8 protein-coding genes and 1 pseudogene are annotated in these 12,317 nt (G+C 70.7%); 4 read left to right on the forward strand and 5 right to left on the reverse strand.

Annotated features, from left to right (window positions below):
• Together TsocGM_RS26270 and TsocGM_RS21960 are read left to right on the forward strand one after the other, a co-directional pair.
• Nucleotides 1-190 (forward strand): annotated as a pseudogene (locus tag TsocGM_RS26270) (amidohydrolase family protein); the annotation flags it as partial.
• A 162-nt stretch (nt 191-352) separates the two neighbouring features.
• On the forward strand, nt 353-1,561 hold the full coding sequence (locus tag TsocGM_RS21960) for a DegT/DnrJ/EryC1/StrS family aminotransferase (protein WP_233579098.1): 1,209 nt from the start codon (nt 353-355) through the stop codon (nt 1,559-1,561).
• A gap of 162 nt (nt 1,562-1,723) precedes the next feature.
• Here the strand turns inward: TsocGM_RS21960 and TsocGM_RS21965 are convergent, their stop codons facing one another.
• Nucleotides 1,724-2,050 carry an MFS transporter small subunit gene (locus TsocGM_RS21965; protein ID WP_126727613.1) on the reverse strand — a complete coding sequence of 109 codons (327 nt, stop codon included), beginning with the start codon at nt 2,048-2,050 and terminating at the stop codon, nt 1,724-1,726.
• A gap of 178 nt (nt 2,051-2,228) precedes the next feature.
• Between TsocGM_RS21965 and TsocGM_RS21970 the strand changes: the two genes are divergently transcribed.
• Nucleotides 2,229-3,173 (forward strand): amidohydrolase family protein, encoded by a 945-nt coding sequence (locus TsocGM_RS21970; RefSeq protein WP_233579099.1) that lies wholly within the window; start codon nt 2,229-2,231, stop codon nt 3,171-3,173.
• 480 nt (nt 3,174-3,653) lie between these two features.
• Here TsocGM_RS21970 and TsocGM_RS21975 read toward each other — a convergent pair whose 3' ends face one another.
• The 3 genes from TsocGM_RS21975 to TsocGM_RS21985 form a co-directional block, all read right to left on the reverse strand.
• Nucleotides 3,654-5,432: a CRTAC1 family protein gene (locus TsocGM_RS21975; protein WP_126727615.1), complete on the reverse strand. Its 1,779-nt coding sequence runs from the start codon at nt 5,430-5,432 to the stop codon at nt 3,654-3,656.
• Nucleotides 5,433-5,469: 37 nt separating this feature from the next.
• Nucleotides 5,470-5,934 carry a transthyretin-like family protein gene (locus TsocGM_RS21980; protein ID WP_126727616.1) on the reverse strand — a complete coding sequence of 155 codons (465 nt, stop codon included), beginning with the start codon at nt 5,932-5,934 and terminating at the stop codon, nt 5,470-5,472.
• Nucleotides 5,935-6,084: 150 nt separating this feature from the next.
• Entirely contained in the window at nt 6,085-7,074 is a 990-nt protein-coding gene (locus TsocGM_RS21985) for a DUF1559 domain-containing protein (protein ID WP_126727617.1), read from the reverse strand.
• Between the two features lie 422 nt (nt 7,075-7,496).
• Between TsocGM_RS21985 and TsocGM_RS21990 the strand changes: the two genes are divergently transcribed.
• The gene (locus TsocGM_RS21990) at nt 7,497-10,448 is read left to right on the forward strand and encodes an FG-GAP-like repeat-containing protein (RefSeq protein WP_158633701.1); all 2,952 of its coding nucleotides are present in this window, start codon (nt 7,497-7,499) and stop codon (nt 10,446-10,448) included.
• A 79-nt stretch (nt 10,449-10,527) separates the two neighbouring features.
• On the opposite strand, the gene TsocGM_RS21995 is transcribed toward TsocGM_RS21990, so the two are convergent.
• Nucleotides 10,528-12,144 (reverse strand): ArnT family glycosyltransferase, encoded by a 1,617-nt coding sequence (locus TsocGM_RS21995; RefSeq protein WP_126727619.1) that lies wholly within the window; start codon nt 12,142-12,144, stop codon nt 10,528-10,530.
• Nucleotides 12,145-12,317: the final 173 nt, after the last annotated feature.

Genomic DNA, 12,317 nt, shown 5'->3' on the forward strand with positions numbered 1-12,317 from the left:
GGGGGTGGGCGGGGTGGGCCGGTTGCTGGAGGAGGTGCCGGAAGACCGGGTGGTGTTCGGGTCTCATGCGCCGCTCTTTCCGATCGAGTCGGCGGTGCTGAAGCTTCAGGAATCTCCGCTGGGGGAAGGGACGCTCCGGGCGATCCGGGAGCGGAACGCGAGGCGGCTGGTCTCGGCGTCGAGATCGTGACCGTTGGGATCTTCGTTGATTCATCATTCGTGATTGGAGCCTGTCGCCATGCATCCCAAAGGAAGGTCTTCGAGGCGGACGTTTCTGGCCTTGACGTCGGGGGCGATTGCGGCCGGGGGGGCTCGGGGGCCTCGACCGGGGCCGCGGGCCGATCAGCTCGCGATGCTGGGGGGGGAGAAGGCGGTCGGCCGGCCGATGCCGAGGCCGGTGCGGTTCGGGGAGCCGGAGCGAGAGCGGCTGGAGGAGATGCTGGGGCAGGAGTCGCTGCTGTACTGGAAGGGGCCGCAGACGACGCTCCTGATCGAGCGGTTCCAGGGGGTCTGTCCGCTGGAATACGTGCAGACATGTTCGTCGGGGTCGGCGGCGATCCATATCGCGGTGATGGCGGCGGGGATCGGGCTGGGGGACGAGGTGATCACCAGCCCGGTGACGGACATCGGCACGGTGATCGGCGTGCTCTACCAGCAGGGGGTGCCGGTCTTCGCCGACTTGTTGCCGAACTCGTACAACCTCGACCCGGAGGACGTGGCGAGGAAGATCTCGCCGAGGACCAAGGCGATCATCGCCGTGCACCTGGGGGGGAATCCTTGCGAGACGGAGGCGCTCCGCCTCCTGGCCGATGAGCACGGGCTGATCTTGATCGAGGACTGCGCGCAGGCCTGGGGGGCGATCGACCGGGGCAAGCCGATCGGGACGACGGGGCACATCGCCTGCTTCTCGCTGCAGAATTCGAAGCATGTGACGTGCGGAGACGGCGGCGTGGTGGCGTCGTCGGACGATCGGTTCGGGCCGCTGCTGCAGCCGCTTGGGGACAAGGGGATGCCGAGGGCCGGCGGCGACGGGTTGTTCCACCGCTTTGCGCCGAACTACCGGATGAGCGAGCCGCAGGCCGCCGTTGCCGCGGGGCAGTTGACGAGGCTGGACGGGATCGCCTCGACCCGGTCTCGGCTGGGGGACCTGTTGTCGGAGGAGATCGCGGGGGTGCCGGGAATCGAGCCGCATGATGTGGCGACGGGCTCAAGGTGTGTCTACTGGTTCTACATGTTCCGCCTGCGTCCCGACGCCTTCACCTGCGACCGCCGGGAGTTCGTGAGGGCGCTGGCGGCGGAAGGGGTGCCGGCGTCGGCGGGGTACATCCCGGTGCCGCTCTACGGGAACCCGATCTTCCGGGAGCATGCGTTCTTCGCCGGGAGGTGGCCGGTGAAGGAGATGGGCCTGACGGACATGGACTATGCCTCGGTGTCGTGCCCGGAGGCGGAGGCGATCCTGGGGGACGGCGTCCGCCTGGTGATCAACGAGGCGATGGACGAGGCCTGGATCCGGGACGTGGCGGCGGCGATCCGCAAGGTGTCGGCGCACTTCTCGGCGTGAGCCGGGGCCCGATCGAGAGGGGGGGCGTCGGGCTTGGGATCGTCGGATTTGACCTGGCGAGGGCCTTCTTCCATCCAGAGGAGGATGACGGAGGTGTCGGCCTCGGGAGCGAGGAGGGCCCGGGAGGAGGGGAGCGATCGGTCGGCGAGCAAATCGGTTCGGTTAGGGCCAGGCCGCCGAGGGCGAAGCGCCGAGAGGGCCAGAGACGTTGCCCGGGTTCTCGTGTTCCTGAGAATTGAGCCCCGAGAGGAGGAGGGAGAAGCGGCCCCCGCCGAGGGGGGATGGCTCGAAGAGACTGCGATCGGGAGGGGATCGCGCTCGATCGGCCGGGGGAGGGGAGTCGGGGGAGGGATCGGGAGCCGGGGCGAAGAGGGGAAGCGACTTCACCACGCTCTGGACGACTCCCCAGCCGAGCGGGACGAGGACGAGGAGCCACGAGGCGACGATCACGGCGGGAGACGCCGGTTTCGACTCGGGAGGAGACGTCATGGGATCGTCCCGGAGAGGCCAGGGGCCGGCCGAGGGGCGGACCCCCGCCGATCGGGACGGCCGATCCCTGCCGAAGGGGCCCGGGGAGCGGGGGCGTCGGAGGGCAGGGCCTGGTACGATGGGGAGGTCGGAACCTCGGGGTCGAGACGGAAGCGGAGTCATGAGGAGGGACCGGGCGATGGCGGATCGTCGGGAATTCCTGGGATGGGCGGCGGCCTTGGCCGCGCTGGGGGGGAGGACGTCGGGCTCGGGGACGCAGGAGGGGGTCGGGGCGGTGCCGATCGTTGATACTCATGTGCATCTCTGGGATCTGAGCCGGTTCCGGCTCCCCTGGCTGGAGGGGGGAGGACCCTTGGCGAGGGATTACCTGCCGGGGGACTACGACGAGGCCGCCGAGGGGCTGGGGATCGTCCGGGCGGTGTACATGGAGGTGGATGTCGATCCGGCGCAGCATGTGCAGGAGGCCGAGTACGTGATCGACCTCTGCCGGAGGAGGGTCGGGCCTCTGGTGGGGGCGGTGATCGGCGGGAGGCCGGCGTCGGAGGGGTTCGGGGCGTATCTGGACCGCTTCCGGGACCATCCGGAGGTCAAGGGGGTCCGCCAGGTCTTGCACGGCGAGGGGACGCCCCCGGGAACCTGCCTGGCGCCGGAGTTCGTGAGGGGGATCCGGATGCTGGGGGAGCGGGGCCTGAGCTTCGACCTCTGCATGAGGCCGGGGGAGCTGCGCGACGCCTCCCGGCTGGTCGACTTTTGCCCGGAGACCGCGATCATCCTGGACCACTGCGGCAACCCGAGCGTGCAATCGGCCGATTTGACGGCCTGGCGGGACGACCTGGCCCGGCTGGCCGATCGGGGGAACGTGGCGTGCAAGGTGTCGGGGATCGTCGCCTCGGCGGCTCCCGGATGGACGGCCGAGGACCTGGCGCCGATCGTGACTCATGTGCTCGATCGGTTCGGACCCGATCGGGTCGTCTTCGGCGGCGACTGGCCGGTGTGCACGAAGGCGGCGACGCTGAGACAGTGGGTCGAGGCGCTCCGGCAGGTCGTCTCGGAGCGGAGCGAGGCGGAGCGTCGGGCCCTCTTCCTCGACAACGCGAGGCGGATCTACCGCCTGGAGGGCTGAGGGCGGCTCTTCCCTCGGAAGGGTGCCCCGGGTTGTCTCCCTCCCGGGGCGGGGCCGACGATCGCACGGGTTCCGGCTGCGGAACCCGAGGCACCCGACGCTGTTAACCGTTTCTGTTGTTCATCCTTGATCCGGTCGGCGCGTTCGATCTCACGTCGTGTCGCCGAGCGGAGCCGATGGCCTGCTGGCGATGCTTCCTCGGGTCGCCGTGCGGCGTGGTGGCTGGGGTCGTGTCGACCCCAGACCCGGCAGCCTCCCGACGCTGGGGTCGACACGACCCCAGCCACCCCGCCGACGCTCCGGCCCCGACCACGTGACTTCCAAGACCATCGCTGGGGTCGACCCGATCCCGGCCTCCTCCGCCGCACCTTGAGCATGACTCCGGCCGGCATCTCATCATTGGCATGATCTGAAGGAATCTGGATGAATTCCGTCGAGAACCGGGTCCCTGGATCCAGGGACGCGGATCCGAATGTTCGATCATGGCGACGGCGGCGGCGATGGCGGAGGGTTGGACGGGAGGTCATCCTGCCGGAGGGAGAGGAGGGAGCCGGGGGAGAGGAGGGAGCCGGGGAGTTCGGAGGAGGAGCCGTCGGGCCACCGGATGCGGAGGGAGTCGGGGGGATGGGCGGGGGAGATCGCGAAGTGGAGGGTGGTGTCGGAGGCGGCCATGAAGCCTCCTCCGCGGCGGACGGTGTCGATCTGGGTCGAGCCGCCGGCTCGAAGCTCGACGACGGCGCCGATGGCCTCGAGGTTCGGCCATCGGCCGACGAGCCGGACGGAGGAGGAGGGGGGGAGGGTCCCCTCGTTGATGAGGACGCGGAGGGGGCCGTCGATGGTGGTCATCACCAGGTCGAGGTCGCCGTCGGCGTCGAGGTCGCCGGCGGCGACGGCTCGGCCGGAGCGGAGGGAGGAGAGGTCGGGGCCCCAGCGGTCGGTCACGTCCTCGAACGAGCGGCCGCCGAGGTTGCGCAGCAGGACGGGGGGCTGATGGTAGGGCTCTCCCGTTCCCTCGGGGTAGACGTGGCCGTTCGCCTGGAAGAGATCGGGGAGGCCGTCGAGGTCGAAGTCGGCGAGGACGATTCCCCAGCCGACGTGGAGGATGGTGGCGATCTGGACGGTCGAGGACAGGGAGATGTCCAGGTATGATTCGCTGTTCTGCTGGATGAGCAGCCGGGTGCCGTCGCGGTGGTAGTTGCTGTAGGCGACGTCGAGGAGGCCGTCGGCGTCGACGTCGGCGAGGTCCATGCCCATGCTGCCCTCGGCCCGGCCGCCTCCGCCGAGGGCGAGGCCGACACGCTGGCCCTCTTCTTGGAATCGGCCGTCGCCGAGGTTGCGGTAGAAGGCGTTGGCCTGGGTGTCGTTGGTGACGAAGAGGTCGAGGTCGCCGTCGGTGTCGTAGTCGGCGAGCAGGGCGCCCATCCCCTTGCCCTCGGGGTTGAGCAGGCCGGCGGCCTCGGTCACCTTCTCGAAGGTGCCGTCTCCCCGGTTCCTCCAGAGGACGTCCGGCTGCCCCCGGAGCGACTCTGGCCCGGCGAAGACCAGGGCGGGCCCGCCTCGGAAGCCGACCAGCGGGGGAGGATCGTCGGCATCGACGTCGAGATAGTTGACGACGTAGAGGTCGGGCCAGCCGTCGCCGTCGACATCTCCCCAGGAGGCGGCGACCCCCCAGTAGGGATCTCGGCCGAGGCCGGCGGCGGCGGTCGCGTCCTGGAAGGTGCCGTCGCCGAGGTTCTGCCAGAGGGTGTCGGGGCCGTGCTGGGCGAGGAACAGGTCGAGGTCGCCGTCGGCGTCGTAGTCGGCGACGGCGACTCCCTGGGCCCACCCGGTGTGGACGATCCCGGAGCGGGCCGAGACGTCGACCCAGCGGCCGGGGCCGTCGTTCCGGAAGAGCCAGGGGCCGCCGGCCGGGACGACCTGGCCCTCCTCGACCCGGCTGCCGGGGGCGACGAAGAGGTCGAGGTCGTCGTCGCCGTCGGCGTCGAAGAGGGCGACGCCGACCCCGAGGGATTCGAGGATCGATCGCTTTTCGGGGGAGCCGCAGAGGGTGGTCACGTCGAGGCCGAACTCGGCGGCGCGGTCGACGAACCAGGGGCCGGAGGAGGGCCGGGAAGATCGGGGAGGGGCGGCGTCGGCGGGGGGCCCCGAAGCGACCGAGGCGGGGTCGTGACAGCCGGCCGGGAGGAGGCAGACCGTCGCGAGCAGCGGGAGGCCAGCGGCCCCCCGGAGGGTCGGGGGGACGGGGCGTCGGACTCGCATGGAGGAGAGCTCCTCGCGAGGGGGGATCGGCCCGCGCTCAGTCGAGCTTCAGGTCGATGACCTGGCCGTCCTCGGTGACGTCGACCTCCAATTGAGTGGTTTGTTCGCTGCCGTACTTCCGCTGGATGTCCTGGCGGTCCTCGGCGGTGAGGGACTGGGGGCCGACCTCTCCGGAGACGTCGGCGTCGAGGCTGGCGGCGTTGAAGACGACGTAGACCTTGTGGTGGTCGACCTTCGCGCCTTTGTAATCGGCGTTGTACTCGAGTTCGTAGCGGCCCTGCTCGTCGGTGATCCCCCAGCTCGGCCGGCCCTCGGTGGGCATGAAATTGACCGTGAGGTTCGGGACGGGCTTGCCGGCCCGGGTCACGGTGCCGGTCACCCGGGCGATCTCGGGGGCGTCGGGGTCGCCGCAGCCGGCGGCCACGAGCCAGGCGAGGAGGACGGCGTGGTGGGCTCCGATGCGAAAGCGGAAGCGGAAGCGGAAGCGGAAGCGATGGAACATGGCGGTGATCGCTGGCGAGGGTTGGGGAGGAGAAGGGAGGTCGCCCCGGCGCGGCCCTGGCCGGAGGGCCGGGAGCCGCGTCGGGGCGGGTCGGGATCGGTCGACGTGACTGGGGTCGGCTCAGCTCAACTCAGTTCAGCTCAGCTCAGCTCAGTACTGGTCGGCGGAGACGACCTCACCCCCCTTGCGCGTGAACAGGGCGCGATAGGTCTGGAAGTTGATATGTTCCTTAAGGAACGCCACGTGGCCGTCGGCGAAGGCGACCATCACGCCCCCCGGGTGGCGGCCGAAGGCGCCCCGAGAGTTGGGGTAGGTGGAGTTGGGCGGGAAGGGGTTGCCGTTGTGCTCGGCAGCGGTGACGTATCCCTGGGAAACGTGGTGGACCCAGAGGAACTGGTTGGAGCCCATGTTCACGGGGACCCAGCTGTGATTGGCGTTGTGGGCCTGCTCGGTGAAGAGGATGGTGTTGCTGGTGCCATCCCGGATCTCAGACATCTTCACATACATGTTGAGCGCGCCCATGCCGTCACCCACGGACTGACGCTGAGACTGGGTGCGGGTTCGTTCGGGGCAGCACAGGCCGGTGCCGCCGTTGATCGCGTAGTCCTTGAACTGGTTCTCGGGCTTGACGCGGTCGACGGACGGGCAGACGAAGGTGTTGGGCATCGCATTCGCCGCGGTGGAGTTGGCCAGGCTGCCGGAGGGGCCGCGTTCGTTGCTCGGGCCGGCCCAACTGGAGACTTCGGGGATGCTCTCGGCATAAACCGGCAGGGCGATGTTGAGTGAGTTGTAGACGTTGTTCCCTTCGATGAACGGGAGGATGGCGGCGGCCCAGCTGTAGCTACCCCAGGGGCAGCAGGTGCTGTTGGGGTCGTGCCAGACATCGGGGCTGGGGAATGTGTTGGGGTTTGTCCAGTCGGGCGCGTAGTTGCCCGCCGGGAAGGCGCCATTGGCGTCGTGGTAGTTGTGCGAGGCCAGGGCCATCTGCTTGAGGTTGTTGGTGCACTGGGCACGCCGGGCGGCCTCTCGGGCCGCCTGGACGGCCGGCAGCAACAAGGCGATCAGCACGCCGATGATCGCGATGACCACCAGCAACTCGATCAGCGTGAACCCAGCCTTCCGGGGATGGGATCGATGCATGAGTTCGGGCTCCTCGGTTGAAGGTTGCCGGCCGGACGGGGTCGGGGAGTCGGCAACCCGGCGATTCGCGCGATCGGGTCCGATCGCGGCGAGGACCGTCGGGCGCACCTCGATCGCGCTGGGGCATCCATCAATTCATCGTGAGCGATTTGATGGAGAATGCCTGAATGAGATCGGCACGACGGGAGGTCGAAGGCCCGTGGTGCGCTTGCCAGTCTCCCGCGTTGGGACGACCCGATCCGCGCACCGATTACCCTCCCCACGGTGAAGCCGTGGGGGCGATATGCGTTGGGGATGTCGATGGACTTTCGACCCAGGCCTAATAAAAATGCAACGGGGTTTCCCAGTCAAGGAAATAATCCAGGATTCCTCTTATCGAGTTCGATCTCGGGGGGGGAATGGCTTGCGGAGGAGGGATGTGGATGCGATCGCCCGGCAAGGGCCGGCTGGCGAGGGCCGCGGCCGTGATCGCCTTGTGCGTGCCGCCGGCGCTTTGCTTCTGGTGGGCGGCGGCGGAGGATCGGGGCCGTCGTCGGCTGGAGGAGGCGAGGGAGGCGCTGGCCAGGGGAGACGTGGCCGAGGCCCGGTCGGCGCTGCGGGGGATCTCGATCGGGGGGCCTTCCGGGGGGGAATTGGCGTACCTGCTCGGGCTGTGCGCGTTCCGATCGGGGGAGCTCGACGAGGCGCTCGACGCCTGGCGACGGGTCCCATCGGCTTCAGAGTTCGCCGGCCCGGCCGCGACCGAGGGGGCGGCCGTCGCGCTGGAGCGGGGGGACTATGAGCTGGGGGAGCGGCTGCTCCGCCGGGCCCTGTCGCGGAGGGGCCCGCACGAGGGGAGGGCGGTTGAGCGGCTGGCCCGGCTGCTCCGGCTGGAGGACCGGAGGGAGGAGGCTCGCCAGCTGCTGGCCGGTCGGCTGGAGTCGGCCCCGGACCCGATCGAGCTGGTGCGGGAGTTGTGGCTGCTCGACGCGGAGGCGATTCCCGTCTCCCGGACGAGGGCGATGTTCGAGGAGGCGATGGCGACGCATCCGGAGGATCCGAGGGTCCGGCTCGCCCTGGCGAACCTGGACCGGAGGGCGGGGAGGCTCGCCGAGGCCGGCCGGCGGCTGGCCTCCCTTCCCGACGACCCTCCCTCCTGGAGGGCCCGGCTCCGGTGGGCGGTCGAGGCCGGGGAGGTCGAGGAGGCAAGACGGGCGCTAGGCCGCCTGGGCCCGGGGGGGCTCGACCCGGTGGAGGCGGCCAGGATGGACGCCTGGTTCGCCTCCCAGGCCGGGGATCGGGAGCGCGAGCGCCTCGCCCTGAGACGGCTGCTCGAGGGGGCTCCGGCCGATCCGATGGCGCTCGATCGGCTCGCCGAGCTGGCCCTGGAGGCCGGCGATGAGCGGGAGGCGGCCGAGTACCGCCAGCGGAAGGCCGAGCATGACCGAAACCGAGACCGATACGCCCGGCTGCTCCGCCTCGAGGGCGAGGAGCTGGCCCCTCGGGCCCGGGAGCTGGCCGCGCTGGCCGAATCGCTCGGCCGTTGGGACGAGGCGAAGGGCTGGTGGCTCGTCGAGGCCCGCCGGCATCCCCGGGACGCCGAGGCCGGCGACGCCCTCGCCCGGCTGGAGCGCGAGGCCCGGCGGCGATCGGCCGAGGAGACGACAGCCGACGCCCTGGCGGCGATCGGACGCGAGCCCGCCGGGCACCCGGGCCCCGATCGGCCTCCGGCCTCCGAGCCGGGGACGGTTCCCGAATTCGAGGAGCGGGCCGAGGAGGCGGGACTGCGGTTCCGGCTCGATCCCGGGGCCTCGGACGAGCACCATCTCCCCGAGACGATGGCGGGGGGCGTCGGCCTGCTCGACTTCGATAACGACGGCTGGCTCGACGTTTACTTCCCCCAGGGCGGACCCTTCCCTCCCGGTCGGGGCCCTGGGATCGAGGGCGGGAGCGAGAGCGAGGGCGAGGGCGGAGGCGACCGGCTCTTCCGGAACCGGGGGGACGGCACCTTCGACGACGTGACCGAGGAGGCGGGCTTCCCCCGGTCAGGTCGGGGCTTCGGGCACGGGGTCGCCGTCGGCGACTTCGACAACGATGGGTTTCCCGACCTGTTCCTCACGAGGTACGACCGCTACGAACTCTGGCGCAACCGGGGGGACGGCACCTTCGAGGATGTGACCGAAGCGGCTGGGCTCGGCCTGCCGGCCGAGTGGCCGACCTCGGCGGCCTGGGCCGACCTGGACAACGACGGGGACCTTGACCTTTACGTGTGCCACTATCTGCGATGGGACGAGGAGCACCCCCGAGCCTGCCTCGACCCGGAGTCGGGCAGGCCGATCTACTGCGAGCCGGTGCTGTTCGAGTCGGTGCCCGACCGCCTCTTTCGCAACGACGGCGGCCGGTTCGTTGACGTGACGGGGGAAGCCGGCCTGGTCGACCGGGACGGCCGGGGTCTGGGCGTGGTGGCCGCCGACCTGGACGGGGACGGGCTCGTCGACCTGTATGTGGCCAACGACATGTCGGCGAATTCCTTCTATCGGAATCTCGGGGGAATGCGCTTCGAGGAGGTCGGCGAGCGGGCCGGCGTCGCCTCGAACGCCGACGGGGGGTATCAGGCGGGCATGGGGATCGCCTGCGGCGACCTGGACGGCGACGGCCTCCCCGACCTGGCCGTGACCAACTTCTACAACGAGGGGACGACCTTCTACCGCAACCTCGGCGGCGGCTTCTTCGCGGACGCCTCGGCCGCGTTTGGGCTGGGGCCGAGCCGGTACCTGCTCGGGTTCGGGGTCGCCTTCCTGGACGCGAACAACGACGGCTTCCTGGACCTCGCCTCGGCGAACGGGATGGTCAACGACTCCCGGCCGCTCTACCCCTACGCCATGCCTACTCAATTGTTGCTGGGAGGGCCCGGGGGCCGCCTGGCCGACGCGACCGCGAAGGCGGGGCCCCCCTGGACCACCCCCCGGGTCGGTCGGGCGCTGGCCTGCGGCGACTTCGACAACGACGGCCGGCTCGACGTGCTGCTCGTCCCGAACGACGGCCCCGCGGCCCTGCTGCGGAACCAATCGGAGGGGGGCCACTTCCTCACCCTCGGGCTGGAGGGGGTGGCGTCGGCCCGCGACGCCGTCGGGGCGAGGGTCGTCGTCGAGGCGGGGGATCGGGCGCTCGTCTCCTGGAGAGTGGGGGGGCAGGGCTACCAGTCCGCTCCCGATCCGAGGCTTCACGTCGGCCTCGGCGGAATTGAGGGCCCCGTCTCGATCGAGGTCGCCTGGCCCTCGGGCCGGGTCGATCGCCACGATGGCGTCGGGGTCGACGCTGGCTATCTCCTCCGAGAGGCCGAGCCTCGCCCCCTCCCGCTGCCCGGCTTCTCGAGGAAGCCCAGGGAGCCGTGACGCGGGCAGAACGCCGATCGTCTCGAAGGGATGATCGAGTGAGTGCGTCCCGGGGTGTTGGCTCGGTCGGCCGGTCGCCTCAGCGGCGAGGGGGGCTCGGTCGGGACGCGACGGGAGGGGGAGGGGGTTCGAGTCGGAAGATCTGCTGGTCGCCGAGCGTCCAGGAACGGATCCGGCCGGGCTCGAAGCGGTCGGCGATTGCCTCGGCGATCAGGCCTCCTCCGCGGTCTCGGGGGGAGCCGGCCACGGCGACGGCGTAGCCGCCCCGTTCCAGCACGTCGAGCACCCGGTCCATCCGGGCCCGCACCTCCGGCGCGAGGCCGTCCGAGGGTTGCCGCATCGCCCACACCTCGAACAGGGTGAACATCGGCTCAACCCGGGCGGAACCGAGCATCAGGTATTCGTGCTGGAGTCCGTTCACGAATTGATCCTGGGCGACGATGGTCGGCGCTCCCGGCTGTCCCCGACGCTTCAGGTCTCGTCGGATGAGCCTCGCCGTGGCCGAGTAGGGGTCTCGGTCGAGGCCGGTGGAGGCTCGGGCCTCCCAGTCGTCCTGGTAGGGGCGCAGCCCGTTCTCGGCGGTCGATCCCAGCGCGGCCCAGCCCCCCGAGGCCAGCAGGACCGCCGCCGAGAGGCGGCCGAGCCGGCGGGACCGGGGGGTCGAGCCGGAGGGGAGCAGGGCGGACACCAGGGCCGCCGCCACCAGGGCCGTCGGGGCGATCAGCACGGCCCCGTACCGCATCGCGACGGAGTTGAGCACCCGGGCCCCGGCGGCGAGGTCGAAGGCGACCAGGCCGAGCAGGACGCCGGCGACCAGGGCGAGCAAGTCCCAGCGCCGTCTCCTCGCCATCGCCGCCGATCCCGCCCCGAGCAACGCTCCGGCCACGATGCGGAACCACCAGGAGTGTCGGGAGAGCGTCTCCTCGTCCGTCTCGGTCAGATCGGTGTAGGTCACGAACCGGCCGAAGGAGTCGATGAACGCGCCGATCGCCCTGGGGTCGTCCCGGTAGCCGTCCAGGTTCGGGTTGCCGGAGATCCACCATCCGAAGGCGGGCAGGATGCAGAGGCCGCCGACGATCGACGTGAGCACCGCGGCCCGCCACCCGCCGGGCCGGGTCTCGGCCGCCCGGACGATCATCAGGGGCCAGAACAGCGGCAGGAGCAGGATGTTGGTCGGATGCACGAGCAGGGCGAACCCCGCCCACGCCCAGAACCAGCCCGCCCGGCCGGACCAGGCGATCGCCGCGGCGATCAGGCCCACCAAAGGCGTCTGGCTGAACTCGCAGCCGAACCGGGAGAAGACCACCGCGGCCGGCATGCACAGCATCGCCATCGAGGCGATCACCCCCCCCTCGAGCCCGAACATCCTCCTCCCGAGCCGGAAGGCGACCGCCACGGCCGCCAGCCCGGCGATCGCCGCCGGCAGGCGAAGAGCCAGTACGGTTGGGCCGGTCAGCGCGAGGATCGGGGCCTGGGAGGCGACGAACAGCGGGCTGAGCAGGTTGCCGGAGGTCGTCCTCGCCTCGAAGGGCTCGCCGTGGAGCAGCCTCCAGGTCTGGATGCCATAATACGCCTCGTCGCTCGTCGGCAGCGGGATGCCCTCCAGGCGGTCCAGCCGCAACCAGAGCCCGGCAACCATCAGGGCCGCCACGACGACGCCGATCAGCCACCCCGGGGCGCGTTCTGTCCAGTTCATCCGGGCGATCTCCCCGACCGGGATCGAACAGGGGGAATGGTTCGGCGTCCTCAGCCGAGCCCGGTGGTCGATCCCTCCCGATCGGAGGCCGGGTGCCCCGCCGAACCCTCCCGAGGATCGGGGCCAACCACGCTCGATCGGATCACCAACGCCCCTCGGGAGCGGCGTGCTCG

The sequence above is a fragment of the Tautonia sociabilis genome, from assembly GCF_003977685.1.
GTDB lineage: Bacteria > Planctomycetota > Planctomycetia > Isosphaerales > Isosphaeraceae > Tautonia > Tautonia sociabilis.